23 protein-coding genes are annotated in these 22105 nt (G+C 65.2%); 9 read left to right on the top strand and 14 right to left on the bottom strand.

Features of this window, described 5'->3' with window-relative positions; all coding sequences use genetic code 11:
- Position 1 precedes the first annotated feature (1 nt).
- On the top strand, positions 2 to 706 hold the full coding sequence (locus tag AC6I65_RS04575; protein WP_497902877.1) for an energy-coupling factor transporter transmembrane component T family protein: 705 nt from the start codon (positions 2 to 4) through the stop codon (positions 704 to 706).
- Here the strand turns inward: AC6I65_RS04575 and AC6I65_RS04580 are convergent.
- Positions 703 to 1413 carry a lipoate--protein ligase family protein gene (locus tag AC6I65_RS04580; RefSeq protein WP_497902878.1) on the bottom strand — a complete coding sequence of 237 codons (711 nt, stop codon included), beginning with the start codon at positions 1411 to 1413 and terminating at the stop codon, positions 703 to 705. The two genes, AC6I65_RS04575 and AC6I65_RS04580, sit on opposite strands and share 4 nt — an antisense overlap.
- A 54-nt stretch (positions 1414 to 1467) precedes the next feature.
- On the opposite strand from AC6I65_RS04580, the gene AC6I65_RS04585 reads away from it, so the two are divergent.
- On the top strand, positions 1468 to 2364 hold the full coding sequence (locus AC6I65_RS04585) for a DUF8155 domain-containing protein (RefSeq protein ID WP_497902879.1): 897 nt from the start codon (positions 1468 to 1470) through the stop codon (positions 2362 to 2364).
- A 26-nt stretch (positions 2365 to 2390) separates the two neighbouring features.
- Positions 2391 to 2621: a DUF8151 family protein gene (locus AC6I65_RS04590; RefSeq protein WP_497902880.1), complete on the top strand. Its 231-nt coding sequence runs from the start codon at positions 2391 to 2393 to the stop codon at positions 2619 to 2621.
- Between the two features lie 152 nt (positions 2622 to 2773).
- On the opposite strand, the gene AC6I65_RS04595 is transcribed toward AC6I65_RS04590, so the two are convergent.
- The gene (locus AC6I65_RS04595; RefSeq protein WP_497902881.1) at positions 2774 to 3883 is read right to left on the bottom strand and encodes an OBG GTPase family GTP-binding protein; all 1110 of its coding nucleotides are present in this window, start codon (positions 3881 to 3883) and stop codon (positions 2774 to 2776) included.
- A gap of 184 nt (positions 3884 to 4067) precedes the next feature.
- Between AC6I65_RS04595 and AC6I65_RS04600 the strand changes: the two genes are divergently transcribed.
- Complete coding sequence (locus tag AC6I65_RS04600; protein ID WP_253433448.1) at positions 4068 to 4271, top strand: VNG_1110C family protein; 204 nt, start codon at positions 4068 to 4070, stop codon at positions 4269 to 4271.
- Between the two features lie 38 nt (positions 4272 to 4309).
- On the opposite strand, the gene AC6I65_RS04605 is transcribed toward AC6I65_RS04600, so the two are convergent.
- A complete protein-coding gene (locus AC6I65_RS04605) occupies positions 4310 to 5677 on the bottom strand; it encodes a TiaS agmantine-binding domain-containing protein (RefSeq protein ID WP_497902882.1) in 1368 nt (455 codons plus the stop codon).
- A 220-nt stretch (positions 5678 to 5897) separates the two neighbouring features.
- Between AC6I65_RS04605 and AC6I65_RS04610 the strand changes: the two genes are divergently transcribed.
- Positions 5898 to 6866, top strand: coding sequence for a transcriptional regulator (locus tag AC6I65_RS04610; RefSeq protein WP_497902883.1), 969 nt, complete (start codon positions 5898 to 5900; stop codon positions 6864 to 6866).
- A 73-nt stretch (positions 6867 to 6939) separates the two neighbouring features.
- Here the strand turns inward: AC6I65_RS04610 and AC6I65_RS04615 are convergent, their stop codons facing one another.
- The 6 genes from AC6I65_RS04615 to AC6I65_RS04640 all read right to left on the bottom strand — a co-directional run bounded on the left by AC6I65_RS04615 (position 6940) and on the right by AC6I65_RS04640 (position 12243).
- Positions 6940 to 7599, bottom strand: a complete 660-nt coding sequence (locus AC6I65_RS04615; RefSeq protein ID WP_497902884.1) for a DUF7504 family protein — start codon at positions 7597 to 7599, stop codon at positions 6940 to 6942.
- Positions 7596 to 8237: a response regulator gene (locus tag AC6I65_RS04620; RefSeq protein WP_497902885.1), complete on the bottom strand. Its 642-nt coding sequence runs from the start codon at positions 8235 to 8237 to the stop codon at positions 7596 to 7598. Before AC6I65_RS04620 ends, AC6I65_RS04615 begins: the two co-directional genes overlap by 4 nt.
- A 31-nt stretch (positions 8238 to 8268) precedes the next feature.
- A complete protein-coding gene (locus tag AC6I65_RS04625) occupies positions 8269 to 9906 on the bottom strand; it encodes a PAS domain-containing protein (RefSeq protein WP_497902886.1) in 1638 nt (545 codons plus the stop codon).
- Positions 9907 to 10368, bottom strand: coding sequence for a PAS domain S-box protein (locus AC6I65_RS04630; RefSeq protein ID WP_497902887.1), 462 nt, complete (start codon positions 10366 to 10368; stop codon positions 9907 to 9909). It abuts the gene before it with no gap.
- A 149-nt stretch (positions 10369 to 10517) separates the two neighbouring features.
- Entirely contained in the window at positions 10518 to 10772 is a 255-nt protein-coding gene (locus tag AC6I65_RS04635; RefSeq protein ID WP_497902888.1) for a glutathione S-transferase N-terminal domain-containing protein, read from the bottom strand.
- A 58-nt stretch (positions 10773 to 10830) separates the two neighbouring features.
- Positions 10831 to 12243, bottom strand: a complete 1413-nt coding sequence (locus AC6I65_RS04640; RefSeq protein ID WP_497902889.1) for an NCS2 family permease — start codon at positions 12241 to 12243, stop codon at positions 10831 to 10833.
- Between the two features lie 234 nt (positions 12244 to 12477).
- Between AC6I65_RS04640 and AC6I65_RS04645 the strand changes: the two genes are divergently transcribed.
- Entirely contained in the window at positions 12478 to 13137 is a 660-nt protein-coding gene (locus tag AC6I65_RS04645; RefSeq protein ID WP_253433472.1) for a potassium channel family protein, read from the top strand.
- 156 nt (positions 13138 to 13293) lie between these two features.
- Here the strand turns inward: AC6I65_RS04645 and AC6I65_RS04650 are convergent, their stop codons facing one another.
- A complete protein-coding gene (locus tag AC6I65_RS04650; protein WP_497902890.1) occupies positions 13294 to 14418 on the bottom strand; it encodes a DNA methyltransferase in 1125 nt (374 codons plus the stop codon).
- Positions 14419 to 14521: 103 nt separating this feature from the next.
- Between AC6I65_RS04650 and AC6I65_RS04655 the strand changes: the two genes are divergently transcribed.
- Together AC6I65_RS04655 and AC6I65_RS04660 are read left to right on the top strand one after the other, a co-directional pair.
- Positions 14522 to 15460, top strand: a complete 939-nt coding sequence (locus tag AC6I65_RS04655) for a calcium/sodium antiporter (protein ID WP_497902891.1) — start codon at positions 14522 to 14524, stop codon at positions 15458 to 15460.
- 113 nt (positions 15461 to 15573) lie between these two features.
- On the top strand, positions 15574 to 16575 hold the full coding sequence (locus AC6I65_RS04660; protein ID WP_497902892.1) for a glutathione S-transferase family protein: 1002 nt from the start codon (positions 15574 to 15576) through the stop codon (positions 16573 to 16575).
- Between the two features lie 93 nt (positions 16576 to 16668).
- On the opposite strand, the gene msrB is transcribed toward AC6I65_RS04660, so the two are convergent.
- From msrB to AC6I65_RS04680, 4 genes are all read right to left on the bottom strand, one after another.
- Positions 16669 to 17070 (bottom strand): peptide-methionine (R)-S-oxide reductase MsrB, encoded by a 402-nt coding sequence (msrB, locus tag AC6I65_RS04665; RefSeq protein ID WP_497902893.1) that lies wholly within the window; start codon positions 17068 to 17070, stop codon positions 16669 to 16671.
- A 61-nt stretch (positions 17071 to 17131) separates the two neighbouring features.
- A complete protein-coding gene (locus tag AC6I65_RS04670; protein ID WP_253433483.1) occupies positions 17132 to 17293 on the bottom strand; it encodes a hypothetical protein in 162 nt (53 codons plus the stop codon).
- A 140-nt stretch (positions 17294 to 17433) separates the two neighbouring features.
- The gene (mutL, locus tag AC6I65_RS04675) at positions 17434 to 19701 is read right to left on the bottom strand and encodes a DNA mismatch repair endonuclease MutL (protein ID WP_497902894.1); all 2268 of its coding nucleotides are present in this window, start codon (positions 19699 to 19701) and stop codon (positions 17434 to 17436) included.
- A 3-nt stretch (positions 19702 to 19704) separates the two neighbouring features.
- Positions 19705 to 20592, bottom strand: a complete 888-nt coding sequence (locus AC6I65_RS04680) for a dihydrodipicolinate synthase family protein (protein WP_497902895.1) — start codon at positions 20590 to 20592, stop codon at positions 19705 to 19707.
- Between the two features lie 196 nt (positions 20593 to 20788).
- On the opposite strand from AC6I65_RS04680, the gene AC6I65_RS04685 reads away from it, so the two are divergent.
- The gene (locus AC6I65_RS04685) at positions 20789 to 22027 is read left to right on the top strand and encodes an Nramp family divalent metal transporter (RefSeq protein ID WP_497902896.1); all 1239 of its coding nucleotides are present in this window, start codon (positions 20789 to 20791) and stop codon (positions 22025 to 22027) included.
- Positions 22028 to 22105: the final 78 nt, after the last annotated feature.

The raw sequence follows: 22105 nt of genomic DNA on the forward strand, positions 1-22105 counted from the left end.
GATGCTCGGTTACGAACCCGACGACACGCTCGCTCATCGCCTCGATCCGCGATCGAAACTCGCCGTCCAGATCGGGTTCTCCGTTGCGGCGCTGGCTCACCTCTCGCCGCGACCGCTCGCGGCACTCACCGTCCTCGCGCTGGGGTTCCTGTGGTCTGCGGCCGTTTCGCCACTTCGTGCGCTCGTCGCCTACCGATTCGCGCTGCCGTTTCTTCTCGCGGCCCCGGTCGTCGCCGCGATCTCGTTCGGTCCGCCGTGGCTCGAGCCTGGCGACGCGATCGAGCCGACGCTCGCGAGTTACCGCGTCCTGTTGATCGTCCTCGTCAGCGCCGCCTACGTGCGCTCGACGCCGGTTCGCGCCTCTCGGGCGGCTATCCAGCGAACGATTCCGGGGAAACCCGGCCAGGTGCTGGGAATGGGCGTCGCGCTCGTCTTTCGGTTTCTCCCCGTGCTCCGGGCCGATCTGCGGTCGATCCGGGACGCCTCTGCGGCTCGACTGGGGACTGAACGGGGCTTGCTCGAGCGGGTGACCCACCTCGGGGTGACGGCCCTCGAGCGCGCGTTTCTCCGGGCGGATCGACTGGCGATCGCGATGCAGGCGCGGTGTTTCGCCTGGAACCCGACGCTCCCGGAACTCGCACTCACGCGGCTCGACGTGCCAGCGTTCGGGCTGGCCGTCGCGCTAACGGTATCGGCGTTCCTCTAGGCGTCGAGTTCCTCGAGAACGCGTTCCCGCTCGCCGACGAGGGCCGACTCGAGGGCGAACCGGACGGTCTCGACGGACGCACCCGAATCGCCCGTGACGCCACCCACCGATGTCGGATCGAACGGCACCTCCAGCGCATCGTAGACGGCCTTGAGGAGGTCTCGAAGCTCGTCGCTCGCCTCGACGAGCAGGATGCCCGAGACGAGGGCGGCGTCGCTCGTCACTCGCTGGGCGATGCCGACGACCTTGCGACGCGACCCACCCGCTTCGAGCGAGAGGGAGTGGGCCCCCGGACAGAAGGAGTCGTCGGGCTCGCCACGAACCGGTTCGACGCCGAGGGCTGTGAGGGCCGATTCGACGTCGGCCGTGAGCCGTTCGTAGCGCTCGTCGGTCCCTCGGCGGAAGTCGGCGACGGGCTCTACGCGGGCGAACGCCAGCACCCGCGACCCGTCGTAGGCGACCGCCCGACCGCCGACGCCCCGTTCGACCGGCGGGAACCCGCGCTCGTCGGCGGCCTCGCGGGCCCGTTCGTACCCCTCGCGTCGGGCGTCGCGGCGGCCGAACGCGACCTGGCGGTGGGGCGTCCAGACCCGAACCGCCCGCTGGCCATCGGCGGCGACCTCGAGGAGGCGTTCGCTCGCCGCCCGGTCGGCGTCAATCGTCGGTTTCCGGCCTCGGAGGACGCGAACCGGCGGAGTCGCTGGCATACCAGAAGCGTGGAGCCGAACTATCTAAATCCTCGCGACTCCGACTCACAGGCGATGGACGCGCCGGAACCGGTCCCGCTCGGACCCTCGGTGCTCGAGCGCTACGCTCGCTTCTCGCTGTACAACTCGCCGTACCCCGCCCACGACCGGGGCTGTGCAATCGACCTCTATCCCGGGACGCTACGGGATGGCCGGACGACCGCGGCGCCGAGCCCCGTCTCGGGAACCGTGCTCGAGACGCGGACCGTCCGAGCGCCGCCGAAACCGTACGCGCCCGATCACGACCACCTGGTCCTCCTCGAGTGCGACGGGCCGTTCGCTGGATTGGTCGCCCGAATCCTCCACGTCGACCCCACCGTCGAGGCGGGCGAGACAGTCGAGGCGGGAGACTCGCTGGGTCGGCTCGTCCGGGCCGGCTTCTTCGCCCCCTGGGTCGACAACCACCTCCACGTTGGCTTTCGTCGACCCGACCAGAACTGCTATCGGGCATCGGGGTCGCTCCCGCTGGCGCTCGGCCTGGAGATTCGGCCGCTCGCGTGGGACGGTATCGGCACGGTGGTCGACGTCGGCGAGACGTACGCCGTGCTCGACGCTCCGGCGCATCCGTCTCCTGGATCGGGGTTCGTCGGAATCGCAGCGGACGACGGCGGCGTCCTCGACGGCGGGATGCCCCACTACGAGGGCGGAGGCGTCCTCGGGGACGTTTCGGGTACCGAAGTTCGCCTCGGTGGAACTCGACTCGGCACGCTCGAGGATGGCGGTCGAACCGTCGACTGGGACCGCCTCGCGGTGACCGTCGACGGCACGCCGATCACCGGACTCTCGTTCTTCTGTGCGCGCGACGACGGCTTCGGCGCGAAGCTCATCTGCCCGGATCACGACCTCGTTGTGGGCTCTCAGGTTACGGCCGAGATCCGAAACGGTGGTTTCGGCGCCAACAGAAAGGGTTAGGTCCTTCGAGATACTCGTGGCCGGTAATGGCTGCACTGAATACGGAAGTCGTCCTCGAAATGGCGACGCTACTACTTTACTCACTGATCGCGGCCGCCCTGACAGTGGCCGGGGCCGCCGCGGAGTTGCTGAGCGTCCAGAACTTCGGCGCCGGTGAACTGTCCGTGGCCGTCTGGGCAGGGGTGCTCGGGTTCGTCCTGCTGTACGCCGGCCTCTACGGCATCGGCTACCAGAAGTTGCTGGCTCGAGTGATCTGAGGCGCCTGTCAGTTCTTCGGTTGATCGTCGGCTAATTAGCGACGGCGTTGTTGGCGGAGTCGAGCCATCCTCGATCCGTCACCGATCCGCCGTCGACTCATCGCCGATCGACCCACTCCCTCCCGGAGATCACATCGATCCAAGCAGCGCCGCTATCGACGCAAAATCAGCTTCAACACGTCCTCGTCCTCGAGGACGTGCTGGTCGCCCACCTGCTGTTTGTCGTGGGTCGCGCTGGGCCCCGACACCCGCGCGAATCGGAATCGCTCCTCGAACTCGCCGCCAAGCTTGTCGACGGCGTCCTCGATGGTCGACCCTGCCGAGATGACGAGCGGCTCCTCGTAGTCGACGCCCCGTCCCGGCTTGTCCATGTAGACCCGGATCAGGTCGAGGTTGTTCCACATCCGATCCTTGAGCGCCTCGAGCCCCTTCTCCTCTGCGGCGCTGATGAACGTGACCTCCTCGGGGTCGAGGCCGCGCTCGCGGAGTTGCTCGTCGACGGTCTCCTTGTACTCCGGGGTGATCAGGTCGACCTTGTTGACGCAGGTGATCGACGGAATGTACTCCCGATTTTCCATTAGGCCGTCGATCAGGCGGTCGATGTCCACCTTCTCACCGAGGTTGAGGTCGGCGTTGACGTAGCCCTGGTCGCGCAGGACCTCCTTGATCGTGGCCTCGTCCAGGTCCTGGTCGGCGCTCGAGGTGATCTTGATGCCGTCTTTGATCTTCGGCCGGACGGTCACCCGGGGCGGTTCCTTGTCGACGCGGATGTTGATATTGTACAACTCCTCCTGGAGGCGGTCGTACTGTTCGATCTCGAACACCGAGAGGACGAAGAGGATGAGGTCGGCGTTCCGGACGACCGAGAGCACCTGCTTGCCGTCGCCCTTCCCGGTCGCCGCGCCCTCGATCAGCCCGGGTACGTCGAGGAGCTGGATGTTGGCGCCGCGGTGTTTGCACATCCCGGGATTGACGTCGAGGGTCGTGAACTCGTACTCGCCGGTCTCGCTCTCGGCGTTGGTCAGCGAGTTCAACAGTGAGGACTTGCCGACGCTCGGAAACCCGACGAGGCCGACCGTTGCGTCGCCGGTCTTCTCGACGGAGTAGCCCGTGCCGCCACCCGCCGAGGACTGGTTCTGGAGCTTCTCTTTCTTCTCGGCGAGCTTCGATTTCAGCCGGCCGATGTGCGCCTCGGTCGACTTGTTGTAGGGCGTGTTGGCGATTTCCTCCTCGATTGCCTGGATGTCCTCCTCGAGCCCCATTCTATCTAGCCTCATCCGCGCGTCGCGAAAAACCCTTTCGACCTCGTGCAGGCGTCGCGGTGCGGTCGCGGCCGCGCACGGACGAATCGGGAAACCGGGATGCATCCGGATCACCCCTCTATTCGAAACCGACGGACACTTCGACACACATAAACGACCGGCAACGCATCGTTTAGCCGAACGAATGCCAGATCCGTCGAGTCTGCGCGATAGCACGCAAATCGTCCTCCCGCAGGAGGCCCTGGCGGGCCTCGAGGCGCAACTCGACGAGGAGTTTACGATAACGATTTTCCCCGAAGGCGATCGGTACTGCCGGATCATCGGCAGCCCGGTCGAGATCAAGGAAGCGAGTCAGTTTTTGGTACGCCAGGGCGTCAGTTTACCTTGACCATCTGACCGCGGTCACGATCATGATCACGACTACGATCATCGCTCCGGGTGCGTCGGCCCGTCGAACCCCCCTCTGACCAGCGGTTTCGCGACGTGGCGTCGCGCACACGGGGGTACCTCGTACCACCCGACCTCGAGGTCGCGCTCGAGAGGTCGGTCGACCTTCGTCGCCGCTGTCGTCCCACACTTCCGGCACCGGTAGCCCTGGCCACGACCGGCGCTCTCCATCCGTCGGCCGCAGGACTCGCAGGTCGGCGTCACGCGCTCGGTTTCGACGAGGTCGCGAACCGCGAACTTCTCGAGCTTCAGGGTACCGCGGGCGATCTCGCCACAGACGGTGAGCTGGTCACCGACTCGCAGGGCGCGTACCCGGTCGCGAAAGCGTTTGGTGGGTTCGAATGCGGCGCAGGTGAGCGTCTCGGTCGCGTTCGCGCTCGAGACGTCCGTATTGTCACTTTCACTCGAGGCGTCTGCAGACGCACTGTCGGCTGGGTCGGCTAACTCGAAGAACACGTGCCCGCCCCGTCGCGTTTCGGGCTCGCCGGCGACCCGTCCCTCGAGGCGGTAGGCTCGCCCGTCCCGAGCCGCCGAGAACGACTCGAGGGTCGACCCGTCCTGGAGGTGGACGTCGGTTCCCTGGTTGGTCACGAATCGCTGGGTTCGGGCGACCGGTTCGCTCCTGATCGCTTCGGACACAGTTCGGACGGCCTCGGGGTCGTCGCCGCGGATCCCGTGCAGGATCGGTCCCGGCGTGTGCGGGACGCAGACCGTCTCGCCTTCGACCCGGTCGACGGTGTCCCACACGGTTGGATAGCCCGCCTCGGCGGCCGCGAAGACGCTTTCCTCGTCGATCGTTCGCGGCGTTCCCCACCGTTCCGGGTCGCGGTAGGCGATGTACTCGTGGGTCCAGTCCCGCTCCTCGAGGGCGACCCAGGCGCCGACCGCCGCCAGCGCGCCGATCTGTCCGCGGCCATTTCCCGCCCCCCACCGACGGTAGCCGCAGTCGTCGGCGAGCGTCGTGGCTTCGTCGATCGACAGGTGGTCACGGATCGCCGACAGCGCGAACGCACTCACGTCGTCGGGAACCTCGTCGGGGTGGTGGTCGGCGACGACCAGTCCCGGGTTCGTCCGATCGTCGGCCGACTCTGCGAGGTCCTCGAGTGTCGCCCGGGCGACCTCGAAGGCCGTCTCTGGATCGCACTGCTGGTCGTGGCCGAGGTGGATCGCGAGGGCGGCGTTCCCGCGAGTCTTGTGTTCGACGGCGGGGTTGAGCCGGACGAGGAGCAGGCGCTCGGCGGTCGCGCCCGTCTGTTCGGTCAGGCGGTTGGCCACCTCGGTCGCGACGTAGGTCGTACACATCCCGCGCTCGCGGGAGTCCGTATCGTCGAGGCCGACGACGGTCATCGCTGCTCGTTGGACCGCGAGTCGTTAACCGGTTTCGCCTCGTGACTTCTGCGAACTGGCCCTGGTCCCGATTCCGACCGGCCGTACTGGTTCGTCCAGTTATAAAACCGGCTGCTCGGATCTCGAGGAGTGGCGACGATCCGGCCGAAACCCAAAAAGACCGGACGGCACGGAGTCATCGGGGAAACGCTCATATACCAGGAGTGACTTACCTTTCCCTATGTCCCGATCCGCACTGGTCGGCAACGTCACCGCGATGCTCGAAGACGCGGGCTTTACGGTGAGCGACCGGTGTGCAATTCGCCCGAAGAGCTTCGACATCGCGGCCCGCCGCGGCGAGGACCTGATCCTCGTGAAGATCCTCGGCAACGTCGACGCCTTCAACCAGGCGACCGGCCACGAGATGCGCCGACTCGGCACCTACCTCGAGGCGACGCCGCTGGTCATCGGCCTGCGCAGTCGCGACGAGGACCTGAAACCCGACGTGGTCTACTTCCGCCACGGCGTTCCGGTGTTCAGCCCCGACACGGCCTACAACCTGTTCATCGAGAACGTCCCGCCGCTGATCTACGCGGCCCCCGGCGGTCTCTACGTCAACATCGACGGCGACCTGCTGGCCGACGAACGCGAGGCTCGCGAGTGGAGCCTGGGGCAGCTCGCGAACGAACTCGGGGTCTCCCGCCGAACGGTCTCGAAGTACGAAGACGGCATGAACGCCTCCATCGAGGTCGCGATGGCGCTCGAGGACCTCTTCGACGCGCCCCTGACCAGCCCGGTGGACGTTCTCGAGGGTACGGAGGACGTTCGCGAGCGCGATGCGACGCCCGAAGAGCCGGACGCCGACCCCGACGACGAGGAGGTCGTCGCGGTTCTCACGCGGGCGGGCTACCGGGTCCACCCGACGCTGCGCTCGCCGTTCAAGGCCGTCAGCCAGGACGAGGCCGACGACGAGGACGTCGTCCTCACCGGCCACTCCCAGTTCACCAAGGCGGCGGAGAAACGTGCGAGGATCATGAGTTCCATCGGCCAGGTCACTCACACCCAGTCGGTCTACGTCGTCGACCGCGCGAAGCAGGAAAACGTCGACGGGACGGCGTTGGTCGAACGCGAGGAACTCGAAGCGCTCGACGACGCCGCGGAACTCCGGAAGGTGATTCGCGAGCGGGCGAAGCGCGAAGAAGCGGCCTGACTCCGAATCCGAATGGGGATCCAAATCCGGATTCGGATTTGGACTCGAGGTCCCTGTATTTTTGACGGCGACGCTACTCGAGCGCCGTCCAGCCGGTCGATTTTCGCCCGAACCCACGAACGCGACACTCCCAGTCGCCGGCGTCTGTTTCCCGGAGTTCGATGACCCCGTCGAACTGCCCCCGGACCGTGTTGATGACCTGTGCGTCGTGTGTGTCGTCGTTGAGTGTGTAGATCCCGAGGCCGTTCGTATCGTTCACCCGGTTGGCGAAGACGTACAGGAACTTGAACACGGTGTTGCTGTCGAGGTGCTGGAGGAGGGACGAAACGGAGATGAGACCGTACCTGATGTCCGAAACGCCTCGTTTGTGAAACTGGTTGAACAGTTTGGCCGTCCCGATGCTGATCCCGGTCAGGTCGGCTGGCGAGGAGACCGACTCCGTCATCTCCTCGATCATCGAGCACGTGTTACGTCCACCGCAGTTGAGGACGCCGATCTGCTTCCGATCCAGCGACGTAACGTGTCGCTCGAGGTCGTTGAACAGCCGTTCTGCGTTTCCCGTGGTAATGCACAGAATGCCGTCACCCGATTCGTAGCCGGTTGCGAGCAAGCGAAGCGCTATCTCGCGCTTTCCGCTCATCGACGGCCCAACGACTGCGACGTTCGTCCCCGGCTCGACCTCCTCGAGCAACCCGTCGGGGAGTACTCCTGCGACGTCGTACCCGTCGGTCATCGTTCCTCCTCGGCGTCGGTGATCCGGTCGAATGCGGCCGAACCGTCCTGGTCGCCTCCGTCAGCGTCGTCGGCCAGTTCACGGATCGCACTAACGAAGTCGATATCGGAGGCCATGTCCCCGAGACCATCGTCTATCTCGGCCTGTTTCGCGTCGATACGGTCGAGAAGATTCTGGTACTCGTCGCTCGCTTCCAGCTCGGCGAGCGGTTTTTCGGACTCGAGGGCGCCTTTCCGGGCCAGCAGCGAGTGATACTCCTGTAACGCTCCATCGAGAGTCGCCCGCTCGAGCAGCTGGTCGATCGTACCGATCAGGTCCGCTCGCTCTGGCGGTTTGGTGATGTACGCGTCGAACCCCATCTCGACGACGTCGAAGTCGGGTTCGACCGCTGTCACCATCGCGACGCGACAGTCGATCCCGCGTTCGCGGATCTCGCGCAGGACCTGCTCGCCGGATCGTTTCGGCATCATCCGGTCCAGGAGGACCACGTCCACCGTGTCGTCGATGACGTCGAGCGCATCCTCGCCGTCGTGGGCGCGCCTGATCTCGTATCGACCCGCGAGCCAGAGCTCGTAACTCTCCGCCACGTCCGGTTCGTCTTCGACAATGAGGACGACCGGAGCGTCTGCGCCCGTCATTTCCTTGCCCCCGGTACGGAGAGCACACGTATCACGTTTTTGTCCCTCCGTTCGCTTTCGGGAGTTCGAGAACGAAGCAGGCGCCGCCTGAGTTGTTGTCAGTCACCCAGACTTCGCCGCCGTACTTCTCGACCATGACGTCGACGAAGAACAGCCCGAAGCCTGACCCGGTCTCTTTGACGTGGGAGGTCGCGCCGCGACGGAACACGCCTTCTTTGCGCTCGTCGGCGATTCCGATCCCGTTGTCGGCGATTCGTATCGTGACGGCGTCGGCGTCGTCGGTTTCGATCGTCACTTCGACCCGGAGGCCGTCCGTGTCGTTGTGTTCGATGCTGTTCGACAGGAGGTTGGCGAGGACGTCGGACAACAACTCGTCGGCACGAACGGACACGCTCGAGTCGAAATCGTCGACGAAGGTGACCTCAGGGTGCGCGTTTTGCAGTTCGTCTAGCTTCCGCCGGAGGATCGCGCCTGCATCGACCGGCATAACCTGGCTCTCCTCGTTCGGCGTCGTGAGCGTCTCGATGACGCGCTGGACTCTCTTCGTGACCGCCGTCGTGGCGTCACACCAGTCGACGATCGTCCGTGCATACCGCCCGTGCTCGCCCTCGAGTTGGTCGGCCAGGAGTTCGCCGCGCGTCTTGATGATGGTCATCCCGTTCAACACGTCGTGACGGAGGATTGAGTTGAAGAACTCCATCTGCTCGCGCTGGCGTTCCAGTTCGGTGATGTCCATCGAGATGCCGATGAGTTCGGTCACGTCGTCGTCCTCGACGATCGGTCTGAACTGGCTTTGGAAGTAGTGGTTTTCGACTTCGAACGTGAGAGACACCTCTTCGCCCTCGAGCGTCCGTTCGACCGCCTCGAGGATCTCTGGGTTGGCCGCGTACACGTCGAACACGGATTCGCCGACGACGGCACCGGGCTCGAGACCCAGCATCGTCAGCCCTTTGCCGCGAGATTCCTGGAAAACTCCCTCGCTATCGATCCGATAGAAAATGAGTGGCATGGAGTCCAGCACCATCCCAAACTTCTCCTTCTGGTCGGTGATGTCGGCCGAGATGACCGCAACCCCGTCCTCGTAGGGATACGCCTGCGCCTCGATCCAGTACTCGTAATCTTCGACGTAGAATTCACATGACGTTACCTCCTGGCGCTCCTTCGCTTCCTGGAAGGTTTCCTCGAGGATCGATCCTCGAGCGCCGGGAATCACCTCCCAGACCGACGTTCCGATCAATTCGTCGACAGTCGTTTCGAGTCGTTCGGCCAGCACCTCGTTGCAGTACGTCAGCGTCCAGTCGCGATCGAACGTGTAGTAGGCCTCCGGAAGGCGGTTGACGAGTTGCCTGTACTGCAGGTCCTGTCGGTGGAGTCGACGCTCCTGTTCCTTGCGCTTCGTGATGTCGGTGACGATTCCAACCATTCGACCGTTGCCGTCCTCGAACCCGTACGTTTCAGCCCGTGCGTACCCCCAGCGCTGCTCGCCGTCGTCACGGAGAATTCGGTATTCGAGCTGGAACACGTCGTCCTGCTCGATGGCCGTCTCGATGGCCGATTGTACGGCGGGGCGGTCGTCAGGATGGACGCGCTTGGCGAACGCCTCGAAGGTTCCCTCGAACGTGCCGGGCTCGAGTCCGAACAGTCGTTCCATCGATTCGGTCCAGGTCACCTAGTCGGTCTCCATATTCCACTCCCAGACGCCCGTGTTCGTTCCGGCTAGGGCGATGTTGAGCCGCTGAACCGTCGTGTCTAGCGCTCGAGATCGCGTTTCCTCGGATCCACGTTCGCGGATGGTCGACAGCCACCGACTGCCGTCGTCGACGTCGAGGAGCGTGAGCGTCAGTTCGACGCGGCGCTCGGTTCCTTCGGCGGTCTTGAGGACGTACTCGAACTGGTGAGATTCGTCTGTCCGCGGTGTCTCGAGGGTCATCGACAGGGTGTCCCCGTCCGAGGGACCCCCGTCACTGATCACCTCGACGAAGGACGCGCCCTCGAGTTCGGCCGGTTCGTACCCGAACACGTCGGCGTACGCCCGATTGACGTCCTCGAATCGTTCGGTCTCGGGATCCACGATCGCGACGCCCTCGGTGAGTTCCTCGAAAACTCGCGTATAGAGAGAGGATTCAGACATCCAAGTAGCGGCATTTCGTACCGTCTCACCATATATCTGAATAAAACTATCTTGACATGCCTGGCGTGGTGATGCTTCTCCGTTCGTTTCCGGATCGGTTCTTCCACTACGAGATGGGTGACGCCGACCGCCGTCGTCGAGCCGTCGGCCTACGCCTCGGCGCCGTAGGTTTCCTCGAGATACGCGACGATGTCGTTACTTTCGGCCATTCCCTCGACGCCGTGGGCCTCGTCGACGATGACCGGAACGCCGGTCTGGCCGCTGACGGCCTCGACCTCGGTGCGCTCGTTGCGAGCCGCCGGAACCTGGACGATGTGGTACTCGAGGTTCAGGTCCTCGAGCTTGGTTCGGACTTTCGCACAGAACGGACAGCCGGGCAGTTCGTATAAGGTAATGTCTGTCATGTCTGAAAAACGGGGCTCGATCGAGAAGAAAGACGTGGTTGCGGCAGTCGATTACTCGTCAGCCGAGCATCCCACTCGTATAGACGTAGAAGTAGCCCACGAGCGCCAGCGCCATCAGCCACTGGCCGAGGCGCACGTCCTCGAGTTCGCCGGTGGCGGCCTTGATGATCGGGTACACGATGATCCCGGCAGCGAGGCCGTTCGCAATGGAGTACGTGAGTGGCATGATCGTGATCGTCAGCCCAGCCGACACCGCCCAGGCCGGGTCCTGCCACTCGACGTCGAGGACGCCCTCGAGCATGATGATGCCGACGACGACCAGTGCGATGAAGGAGGCGTAGGCGGGGATCAGCGCGATGAGCGGGATCAACACCAGCGTGGCGAGAAAGAGGAGGCCAACGACGAACGCGGTCATGCCCGTGCGACCGCCCTCCTCGACGCCCGTCGAGGACTCGATGAACGTCGTCACGGTCGAGGTGCCGACCATCGCCCCGACGGTGGTGCCGATCGCGTCGGCCATTAGCGGCTGGTCCATGTCCGGGAGGTTCCCGTCCTCGTCGAGGAAGCCGCCGAACTGGGAGACGCCGATGAGCGTCCCGGCGGTGTCGAAGAAGTCGACGAAGAAGAACGTGAAGACGACCAGCGTGAACGTCAGTGGGTCAACGTCCTGCAGGCCGTCGACGAACGCGAAGAGCAGGGGCGAGATGTCGTACTGCGGGGAGGTGACGACGGCGAACGTGAGGCCGCCATCTTCACCGACGAGCGCCTCCGGTAGCACTGTCGTGCCGGCGAGTCCGGTCAGGTAAACGAGCCAGCCGAGCCCGGTCGTGGCGACGATACCGACGATGATCGACCCCTTGATGGCTCGTGCCCAGAGCACGAACGTGAGCAACAGACCGAACAGCCCGAGCAGTGCCGCAGGATTCGTCGCGAGGCCGCCGAGGGCCACCGCCGTCTCGGGGTCGGCGACGACGATCGACATCTCCTGCAGGCCGATGAACAGCAGGAAGATACCGATACCGGCGCCGACGGCCATCTTGACTGGTTCAGGGAACAGTCGGATAACGTACTCTCGAGCGCCGATCGCGGTGATGGCGATGAAGATGATCCCCTCGACGAACACCGCCGCGAGCGCCGTCTCCCAGGGAATGCCCATGCCGAGGACGACGGTGTACGCGAAGAAGGCGTTCAGTCCCATCCCGGGCGCGAGGCCGAACGGCCGGTTGGCGTAGAACGCCATCACGAAGATGGCGACCGCCGAGGCGATGATCGTCCCGATGGCGATCATCTGGACGGTTGCGATGTCTCCGTATCCCGGAATGTCGATCGCATCGGCCAGAATGAACGGGTTGACGAGGATGATGTACGACATCGCGAGGAACGTCGTGATCCCCGCGACCGATTCGGTGCGCAGGTCCGTGTCGTGAGCCCGGAAGTCGAAGTACTCCGCGAGCGTGTCGGTTGCCCCCATGTTGGACGTTCGAGCATAGGTGAGGGGGGTCGCTTAAACCTTCCCGTCTCGATGTGACCACCTATACGCATACTTGCATACTCGAGCCGTCTCGCAGGCAGTCTTCACCATTACCTGTCACTGAAACTCAAACTCGAGGACACGTTCTATCGCTTGCCCGACACGCTCGCCCGACCGGACGCGTGCCGTGTCACGGACCAACATATTTCACCCCTGCCCGCGTACCGCTATCGCATGAAGTTCATCATCGTCGGGTACGGTCGGGTGGGCGCGCGAACGGCCCGCATTCTCGCGGAGGAGGGCCACGACGTCGTCATCCTGGACAACGACCAGAAACGTCTCGAGCGCGCCGACGGCGAGGGGTTCGACGGCGTGCAGGGAGACGGCGCCGACGAGGATGCACTGCTCGAGGCGGGCATCGAGACGGCCGACGCTATCGGCGCGATGACGCCCGATCTGAACGTCAACTTCGCGGCGTGTATGGTCGGCAAACACTACGGCTGTCGGACCGTCTTGCGGATCGACGAGGACTACCGGGAGGACATCTACGAGAAGTACGCCGCGGACGTCGACGAGATCATCTACCCCGAGCGACTCGGTGCCGCCGGCGCGAAGACCGCGCTCCTTGGTGGGGACTTCAACGTCGTCGCTGACCTGGCCCAGAACCTGCACCTGACCGTTCTCGAGATCGCCGAAGGGTCGCCGGCGGTCGGCAAGCGACTCAGCGAACTCGAGTTACCCGAAGGCTCGCGCATCTACGCCCACGGACGGGAGACGGAGTCGCTGACGATTCCGCTCCCGGGGACGGCGCTGGCCGCCGGTGACGAGGTAGCGGTGATCACCGAGACGGACGCCATCGAGCAGGTTCGGTCGACGTTGCTGGCTGAAACCTGAGTCGACGCCGAAAGAGGGGGTACGTGCAGGCACACACCGGGGAAGGATGGGAACTGATACCGTCAGGGTGGTGCGTGCCTCGAATGTACTTACTCACCGATCGGGCATAAAACTGAGTCAGACGGCCGTGTGACAGCGGTCAGACGCGTTCGCTACTCACTCGTCGACCCGAAACACGAGCACGTTCTGGTGGACCATCGACGGCACGAACGAGAACGGGTAGCCGTATACGTGGAGATCTTTCGATGGATCGTACCAGATCAGGTTCGCCGCGAGCGTCATCGGCGCTGCGTCCTGGATCGCTCGAGCGAGATCGGCGGCCAGGAACGCGTAGGATTGTTCGCGGTACATGTCGCCGATGAAGACGACGGCGTACCGGCCGGGCCTGAGGACCCTCGAGAATTGGGCGAATCGCTCGCCCATCTCGGCGAGCCAGTCGGCTTTCGACTGGCCGCTCGAGTCGGCGTGCTGTGCGTCACCTCCATCGTCGCTCCCACTCTTACTCTCACGGCCACCGACATCGTCGCCGCCACTGCCGTCGGCATCGGCGTTGACGGCGTCGACGTCGGCATCGAACGCCCCCAACTTACTCTCTCGAGTCGCCCGCCGGTTTCGCGTCTGCTCGCGCTCGTCCATATCCCAGTAAGGAACGTCGGTCAGGAGCAAATCGACCGAGTTCTCGGAGAGGTCCTGGACCAGGTCCGCACAGTCGCCCTCGCGGACGTCCTGGGCAGCCAGCGGCGCCTCACCGCGTTCCCGGCGCTCCTCGTTTTCCCGCTCGAGCGCCGTCTCGTAGACCTCGATCCACCGGGCGTTGCGCTCGAAGCCGATGGCCTCCCGCAGGCCGGTTCCCTCGTGTTCGCAGAGACTCGCACCCAGTAGCGTGCCGCCGACGCCCGCGAACGGGTCGAGGACGGTCTCGCCCGCCTTGCTGAACCGATCGACGAGGTCCGCACAGAGCCGCGGGGGTTTCTGGCCCCCGTGCTCGCTCCGCAGGTCGTGCTGGAGGTCCGGCGGATACGCCTCGGGGATCACCGACTTCGTAGCGAACTTCCACTCCCGACCGGTGAGGTCGTTGAGCCGGTTTCGCTCGTCGTAGATCCCCCGGCCCTCGAGGTAGGTCTGGTGGTCGGCCAGTTCGTCGGTGTTGACCACGTCGCCGTCCTCGACGGGGAGGGACTCCTCGCGCGCCCGCTCGGCGTCGAAGTCGCCATCGTCGTCGGTGAACAGGCGGCTCTGGCGGTGCCCGTTCTCGCCGCCTGCGTCGCCGTCGTCGGCCATACCTCGAGTCCTCACCGGTCGGGCATAAGCGCTTTCGCTCGCGGATCGGTGTCGGACCAGTGTCGACGCCGACGCTTATCCGGTCGGCAGTGGAAGGTCACCCGTGTCTTTGCTCGGACCTGCGGCGTCGACCCTCGTCGGTCTGGTCGCGCTCTGGCTGGGGGCGCGGTGGCTCGTCACCGCGGCCTCCCGACTCGCTCGAGCGGCGGGCATCCCACCGCTGATCGTCGGTCTCACCGTCGTCGCCTTCGGGACGTCGGCACCCGAGATCGTCGTGGGCGTCGAGGCGGCCCTCGAGGGACGCGGCGCCATCGCCGTCGGCAACGTGGTCGGATCGAACGCGTTCAACCTGGGCGCGATTCTGGGTACACTGGCGATCATCAGTCCGTTTCGCGTCGCCGACACCCTCGTCCGGCGAGACGCCGTCGCGATGGCGGCGGCGACCGGGGTCGGGATCGCGGTTCTGGTCAATCTGTACGTCTCGCGCACAGAGGGTCTCATTCTCCTCGCGTGTCTGGTCATCTATATGTCCTGGCTTGCCCGATCCGCACGCGGTTCCGACGTCGACGTTGGCGAAGCCGAGCGCTCGGGAACGAACCGCCATCCCGGGGTCGACGCGCTCGTCCTCGTCGTCGGCCTGGTCCTGGTCGGTCTCGGCGGCCGGTTGCTCGTTCAGGGCGCGGTCGAACTCGCTCGCGCCGGGGGCGTCTCGGAGTGGCTCATCGGCGTGACGGTGGTTGCAGGGGGAACCTCCCTCCCCGAAGCGGCAGCATCCGTCGTCGCGGCGCGGCGCGCCGAGGTCGGCATCGCGGCCGGGAACGTCGTCGGGTCGAATGTGTTCAACCTGCTGGGCGTGCTCGGCATCTCCGCGATGGCCGCACCGCTGGCCGTCGACCTGAGTGTTCGCTCGGGACTGTGGTGGCTCGCCGCGTTGACTGCCGTTTCGGCGGTCCTCCTGGCGACCGGTCGTCGGCTGACCCGTCTCGAGGGCGTCGCGCTCGTACTCTCGGTGGCGGGCTACTGGGTGCTGGCGGCGGGTTGAGTGGGGTTCGACTCGAGCCTCGGTGGCTCCTCGAGCCACTCGTCCATCGTCGTCGCTCGAGGTGACATTGGTGTTAGCGAGGGCCTTTGTGCGAGCGCCCCCTCTATTCGATTATGAACATGCTCGTCGACGGCGAGTGGCGAACCGACGCGTCCGAGACTACGAACGAGGAGGGGGCCTTCGAGCGCCAGACGACGACCTTCCGCGACGAGGTACGGGACGAGCCGGACGCCCGCTTCCAGCCCGAAGCCGGGCGCTACCACCTCTACGTCTCCTACGCGTGCCCGTGGGCCCACCGGACGCTCCTGGTGCGATCGCTGAAGGGTCTCGAGGACGCAATCTCCGTCTCGGTCGTCGACCCCTATCGCGCCGAGGACGGCTGGCAGTTCACGCCCGAGAAGGACGGGTGCACCGTCGACCACGTCCACGGGGCGGACTACCTCCGGGAACTCTACGTGCGCGCCGACCCGGACGCGACCTGTCGCGTCACGGTGCCGGTGCTCTGGGACACGAAGGAAGACACCATCGTCAACAACGAGTCCGAAGAGATCATCCGCATGCTCGATACCGAGTTCGACGACCTGGCGACCAAGGACGTCGACCTCTACCCCGAGGGCTACCGCGAGGAGGTCGACGAGATCATCGAGGCGATCTACGAGCCGATCAACAATGGCGTCTACCGGGCCGGGTTCGCGACGAAGCAGGAGCCGTACGAGGAGGCCGTCGACGACCTCTTCGATGCGCTCGCACACTGGGACGACGTGCTCGCCGAGCAGCGCTACCTCGCCGGTGATCGCCTGACCGAGGCCGACGTCTGCCTGTTCACGACCCTCGTGCGATTCGACCAAGTATACCACACGCACTTCATGTGTAACGTCAAGTTCATTCGCGAGTTCGAGAACCTCTGGCCGTACCTGCGCGACCTCTACCAGACGCCCGGTGTCGCAGAGACGGTCGAGATGGACCACATCAAAGAACACTACTACACGACCCACCCGGACGTGAACCCGCACGGTATCGTCGCCCGCGGCCCCGACCTCGAGTTCGAGACGCCACACGACCGGGACGCGCTCGCTGGAGAGCCACCCGCGGCGCTGGCGTCGTCGCTCGACTAACCTGTCCAGTTCGCGATCGTTTTACCCTCCATTCGAATCGGTCACCGACGATTCCGCGCTCGCCGATCCGAAACGCATCGTGACTACTCGTCCCTACTCGTCCTCGAACTCGAGCGCCGCCGAGTTGATGCAGTAGCGCTGGCCGGTGGGCTCGGGGCCGTCCTCGAAGATGTGCCCGAGGTGGCCGCCACAGTTGGCACACAGGACTTCGGTGCGGTGCATGCCGTGGCTGGTGTCGACGCGCGTCTCGACCACGTCGTCGTCGGCGTCGTAGAAACTCGGCCAGCCACACCCCGAGTGGTACTTCGTGTCGGACTCGAAGAGCGTGGCTCCACAGCCCGCACACGAGTAGGAGCCGTCCTCCTCGTGATCGACGTACTCGCCGGAGAACGGGCGCTCGGTCCCGGCCTCCCGGAGAACGCGGTACTGCTCGTCGGTCAGGCGCTCACGCCACTCCTCGTCGGTCAGCGCTCGCTCGTCGGATTCCTGGCTCATAGGTCCAGTAGGGGCGTCGGACTCAAGAGTCTGTCTGCGACGGTGCGACAGGTGACGCGCACTAGCGCCCCGTCATCACGTTCGTGCTCTCGCACTCCGGACACTGGGTCATCCGCCCGAGGCCGGGCACCTCCAGGCGAACCCACGCGTCGTCACCGCCGGGCGCTTCGAAGCCGCAGTTCAGGCAGCGCGAGTGTCGACCGGAGGGGGATTGCATCGCCATACTCGAGCTATGATAGATAATGGCATAGTCGTTTTCGCGACCTCGAGTGACTCTCTTCGCTCGTGATTGGTCCGCCGGCTACCGTCGGTTTATACTATAAATTATATAGTGAGACAGAAGACGCTCTTTGTCGGACCGAATCAGGCGTGACCTGGATAATCCCGCTCGAATCGGTCCTCGAGGTCGCCGTACTCGAACTGCACGAGGACGGGGCGTCCGTGGGGACAGGCGTAGGGGTTCTCGCAGTCGTCGAGCGCCTCGAGCAGGTCCAGGACGGATCCCTCAGAGAGCGAGGTGTTGCCGGTGATCGACGGATAGCAGGCCAGGTCGGCGAGGAAGTCGTCGGCCAGCGCGTCGACCGTCTCGGCGCCCGCCTCGCGGTCGCCGTCGAGGAACGAGGCAAGGATGTCCCGGAGCTGGGCCGGCTCGAGGGTCTTCTCGAGGACGGCGGGGACCGTCGTAACGGCGACTGTGCGGTCGTCGACGCGGTCGGCGGAAAAGCCCAGGCGCACGAGCGCGTCCCGGTAGTGCTCGAAGACCTCGGCCTCGACAGCAGTGAGCTCGAGTTCGACGGGCGAGGCGAGCGCCTGGGCCGTCGGATCGTCGGCGAACGCTCGCTGGAGGCGCTCGTAGTTGACGCGCTCGTCGGCGGCGTGCTGGTCGATCAGGACGAGTCCCTCGGGCGTCTCACAGACGACGTAGGTGTCCTTCAGCTGGCCGAGTACCCGCAGGGAGGGCAAGGAGTCGTACTCGAGCGCGTCGGTGGCCGTCCCGCCCGCTAGCGTCCGCTGGTCGGTCGACGGGGTGATCGAGCGCGACGGGTCGCTCGAGGCGGCGTGTCGGGATCGGTCTCTTGCGTCTGTCGTCTCCGTTGCGTCCGTCGCGTCCGACGTATCCGACGTTCGATTCGTCTGTTCGGATGCCCTCGAGGGATCGGAACGGCTCGCCTCCAGGTCGGACGAAGGAGTCGACGGCGACGTTTCTGGCCGACTCGAGGCGTTCGTTCGTGACCCGTCCGACGACTGCCCAGTTTCGGGTGCCTCTGGTGCCTTGGAGCCGTCTGCCTGGGTTGCGGATGCCTCGCTCGAGTTGTCCCGGCGGTCGACCGAACGCGAGCCGACGGCATCGCTCGAGACCGAGGAGTTCGACGGCTCCGAACCGCTCGACTCGCCTGCCTCGGTTTCGTTAGCCGTCCCCGCGAGCGTTCCGTCCTCGTACTCGTCGGGTCCGACTGTCGCCTCGTCGGGCGCCGAGCGCCCTCTCGGCGCTCGCGAGCGGAGTAACCCGTGCTCGAGCAGCGCGTCCTCCACGGCCGACTCGACCGCCCGGCGGACGGCGTCGTCGTCGTCGAACCGAACCTCGCGCTTGCGTGGGTGGACGTTCACGTCGACGGCGTCGCCGGGGACCTCGAGGAAGAGCACGACGAAGGGGTAGCGGTCCCCGCCGAGCTGGCCGCCGTAGGCGTCCATGACCCCCTCGCGGATGGCCTCGGAGGTGACCGCCCGACCGTTGACGTAGGTCGCGAGGTAATCCCGGCTGGCCCGGTTCGTCTCCGGGTGGGAGACGGTTCCCGAGACCGTCTCGAGCGGGCCGACCGGGAGCTCCTCGGCTTCGGCCTCGACGTCGATCATCGATCGGGCGACCTCCCGGCCGTAGACCGCGAGGATGGCGGCCTGCAGGTCGTCCTGGCCCGTCGTGGCGAACACCTCGCGCCCGTCGTGGGTGAGCGAGAGCGCCACGTCCGGGTTGGCGAGGGCGTAGCGGGTGACGATCTGGTTGACGTGGGCGAACTCTGTTGCGGTGGTCTTGAGGAACTTCCGTCGGGCGGGGGTGTTGTAGAAGAGGTCCTCGACGACGACGGTGGTTCCCTCCGGGCAGCCGGTCGGCTCGACGGCGACGACGTCGCCGCCCTCGTAGACGAGTTCGGTTCCCGTCGGGGATTCGTCGGCGGTTCCGTCGGCTCGAGGACGGGTCCGAATCGTCAGCTTCGACACCGAACCGATGGTGTGGAGCGCCTCCCCTCGAAAGCCCAGGCTCTCGACGCCGCTCTCGAGGTCCTCGAGGCCCGTGATCTTGCTCGTCGTGTGCTGGCGAACCGCCCGGCGGACGTCCGTCTCGGTCATCCCGCGGCCGTCGTCGCTGACCCGGATGGACTCGGTGCCGCCTTTCTCGATCGTCACCTCGATGCGGGTGGCGTCGGCGTCGAGGGCGTTCTCGACCAGTTCCTTGACCGCGCTGGCGGGCCGTTCGACGACCTCTCCGGCGGCGATCCGGGCGACGGTGTGCTCGTCGAGTTGGTGGATGGTCGGCTGACCGTCAGTCGATCGATCGTCCGGTACTCGGTCGTCTGCGTCGTCCGAGTCGTCGGTTGGATCGTCAGATGGGGTGTCGATTGTGTCGTCGGTCATGGATCAACCCTCGAGCAGCGCGTCGGTACGGTCGGTGATCGCCTCTCGGCCCGCCTCAGGAACGGTGACGAGCGGCGGACGAACCGCGCCGGAGGGGAGCCACCCACGGTGGTCGAGGGCGGCTTTGGTCGCGGGAGCGAATCCGTAGGTTCCGCACGCCTCGAACAGCCCAGAGATCGACGCCTGGAGCGCCTCTCCGCGCTCGGTTTCGGCGGTCTCGAGCACCTCGGCGTACGCCTCCGGCGCGACGTTCGAGAGCGCGTTCACGCCGCCGTCGGCGCCCATTCGGAGAGAAGGGACGAGCAACGTGTCGAATCCCTGCAGACACAGAAATTCTTCGGGCGTCCGGCGCATCGCCGCCAGGAAGTACTCGAAGTCGCCGCTCGAGTCCTTCAGGCCGACGACGTTTGCGTGACTGGCGACTGCCTCGAGCGTCTCGAGGGCGATGGGCTGGCCCGTACACGACGGGATGTTGTAGAGGACGAGCGGGAGTGGCGACCGGTCGGCCACCGCCTCGAAGAATCGGCGGTCACCAGCGGGGTCGTTCGCCGCGTGGAAGTACGGCGGAACGACCACCGCGACGTCGGCGCCGACCTCGGCGGCCGCTTCGGCGTACTCAACCGTCTCCGGGACGCTGGTCGCGGCGGCGCCGGCGAGCACCGGCACCTCGCCGTCGGCTCGCTCCACCGTGACCTCGACGACTCGACGCCGTTCGTTGGGCGAGAGGCTCGCGAACTCGCCGGTCGTCCCGCAGGGAAAGAGCCCGTCGATGCCGCCCTCGAGGAGCGCGTCGACGAGCGACCCCAGCGATTCTTCGTCGACCGATCCCGATTCGTCGAACGGCGTCACAATCGGGCACGTGACGCCCTCGAGTGCCTGCTGGAAAGTCATGTATGGTTGTTTCTGAGCGGACGCAAAAGGGTATCGACGGGAATTCGACTGGGTTCGTGACCCTCGCAGGTGCGTCGAACGATGGTCCTGTGTGAGCGATAATTCAACGCTTTTCGGCGTTCCTTCCGGAATTGTTCTCGGTGATGTCTGTTCGAATCGCCAGTATCTATTTATTTCCTGAACGTAGCTTTGCGGTATGGTTGCAACCAACACAGAAACAGCATCGAGTCGATCCCTCTGGAATCGGATCACGGCCATCGGTCCCGCGCTCATCCTGGCGGCCGTCGTCGTCGGACCGGGCAGTATCGCGCTGAGTACGATCGCCGGGAGCCTCTACGGCTACCAGCTACTGTGGGTGCCGATAATCGCGACGATCTTCATGATCACGTACACGTGGATGGCCGCACGGATTGGCCTCGCCACCGGGGAAACGCTCCTCGAGACCGCCCGAGAGAAGTACGGGAATGGCCTCGCGACGGTTGGCGGTGTCTTCGGCTTCCTCGCTATTCTCGCGTTTCAAGCCGGGAACAACGCGGGCATCGGATTCGCGACGAACGCGTTAGTCGGCTACGACGTCAGGCTCTGGGCCGCCGTGTTCTCCCTCGCGGCGATCGGTTTCATCTGGTTGCCGAACCTGTACGACAAGATCGAACTCCTCATCAAACTCGTCGTCGGGATCATGCTCGTCGCGTTCGTCGGGACGCTCGCCATCGTCGGGTTCGACGTTCCCGCGGCTGCCGGCGGTCTGATCCCGTCGGTCCCGAACGTCGACGCGCTCTTCCTCGCGCTCGGAATGGCGGCAACGACGTTCTCGATTGCTGCCGCGGCCTACCAGACGTATCTCGTCCGGGAGAAAGAGTGGGGCCCGGACCAGCTCGCCGAGAAGGGGTCGGATAGCATTCTCGGTATCGCCGTCCTCGGGCTCATCGTGACGGTCATTATGCTGACGAGCGCGAGCGTTATTCACGGCGAGACCGATCCAGTCTTCGATGCCGTCGGCATGGCCTCCCAGCTCGAGCCCGTCGCCGGTTCGGGCGCGTTCTACCTCTTTACGCTCGGCTTCTTCTTCGCCGCGCTCTCCTCGCTGGTCGTCAACGCGATCCTCGGAGCGACGCTTCTCGCCGACGGGTTCGGTCAGGATCCGACGATGGACGGCCGACCCGTCAAGACGTGGGCGACTCTTGCCGTTCTCTTCGGCCTCGCCGTCGTGATCGTGTACCAGGAAGACCCAATCCAACTCCTTCGGATAGCGCAGGCGGTTGCCGTGATCGCGTTCCCGATCCTCGGCTTCCTGATTCTCGGCATCGCGAACGACGAGGAGTTTATGGGCCCGTACACGAACGGGTTGATCGTCAACGTCCTCGGGATCGTCGGCTACCTTGCGATCATCGGTATCGTCCTCAACTATCTGCGCGAAGTGATCACGTTCCTCTAACCCACTGTCGACCAGGATCAATCACTCACGACCTGTTTTCACCCGCGAACGGGTTGCCTCGAACTGTCAGTGACCGCT

This window comes from Natronosalvus sp. KLKA75 (assembly GCF_059736265.1).

Coding starts and splice junctions, on each gene's coding strand:
- AC6I65_RS04575 (WP_497902877.1), top strand. CDS start 2: ATGCTCGGTTACGAACCCGACGACACGCTCGCTCATCGCCTCGATCCG.
- AC6I65_RS04580 (WP_497902878.1), bottom strand. CDS start 1,413: ATGCCAGCGACTCCGCCGGTTCGCGTCCTCCGAGGCCGGAAACCGACG.
- AC6I65_RS04585 (WP_497902879.1), top strand. CDS start 1,468: ATGGACGCGCCGGAACCGGTCCCGCTCGGACCCTCGGTGCTCGAGCGC.
- AC6I65_RS04590 (WP_497902880.1), top strand. CDS start 2,391: ATGGCTGCACTGAATACGGAAGTCGTCCTCGAAATGGCGACGCTACTA.
- AC6I65_RS04595 (WP_497902881.1), bottom strand. CDS start 3,883: ATGGGGCTCGAGGAGGACATCCAGGCAATCGAGGAGGAAATCGCCAAC.
- AC6I65_RS04600 (WP_253433448.1), top strand. CDS start 4,068: ATGCCAGATCCGTCGAGTCTGCGCGATAGCACGCAAATCGTCCTCCCG.
- AC6I65_RS04605 (WP_497902882.1), bottom strand. CDS start 5,677: ATGACCGTCGTCGGCCTCGACGATACGGACTCCCGCGAGCGCGGGATG.
- AC6I65_RS04610 (WP_497902883.1), top strand. CDS start 5,898: ATGTCCCGATCCGCACTGGTCGGCAACGTCACCGCGATGCTCGAAGAC.
- AC6I65_RS04615 (WP_497902884.1), bottom strand. CDS start 7,599: ATGACCGACGGGTACGACGTCGCAGGAGTACTCCCCGACGGGTTGCTC.
- AC6I65_RS04620 (WP_497902885.1), bottom strand. CDS start 8,237: ATGACGGGCGCAGACGCTCCGGTCGTCCTCATTGTCGAAGACGAACCG.
- AC6I65_RS04630 (WP_497902887.1), bottom strand. CDS start 10,368: ATGTCTGAATCCTCTCTCTATACGCGAGTTTTCGAGGAACTCACCGAG.
- AC6I65_RS04635 (WP_497902888.1), bottom strand. CDS start 10,772: ATGACAGACATTACCTTATACGAACTGCCCGGCTGTCCGTTCTGTGCG.
- AC6I65_RS04640 (WP_497902889.1), bottom strand. CDS start 12,243: ATGGGGGCAACCGACACGCTCGCGGAGTACTTCGACTTCCGGGCTCAC.
- AC6I65_RS04645 (WP_253433472.1), top strand. CDS start 12,478: ATGAAGTTCATCATCGTCGGGTACGGTCGGGTGGGCGCGCGAACGGCC.
- AC6I65_RS04650 (WP_497902890.1), bottom strand. CDS start 14,418: ATGGCCGACGACGGCGACGCAGGCGGCGAGAACGGGCACCGCCAGAGC.
- AC6I65_RS04660 (WP_497902892.1), top strand. CDS start 15,574: ATGAACATGCTCGTCGACGGCGAGTGGCGAACCGACGCGTCCGAGACT.
- msrB (WP_497902893.1), bottom strand. CDS start 17,070: ATGAGCCAGGAATCCGACGAGCGAGCGCTGACCGACGAGGAGTGGCGT.
- AC6I65_RS04670 (WP_253433483.1), bottom strand. CDS start 17,293: ATGGCGATGCAATCCCCCTCCGGTCGACACTCGCGCTGCCTGAACTGC.
- mutL (WP_497902894.1), bottom strand. CDS start 19,701: ATGACCGACGACACAATCGACACCCCATCTGACGATCCAACCGACGAC.
- AC6I65_RS04680 (WP_497902895.1), bottom strand. CDS start 20,592: ATGACTTTCCAGCAGGCACTCGAGGGCGTCACGTGCCCGATTGTGACG.
- AC6I65_RS04685 (WP_497902896.1), top strand. CDS start 20,789: ATGGTTGCAACCAACACAGAAACAGCATCGAGTCGATCCCTCTGGAAT.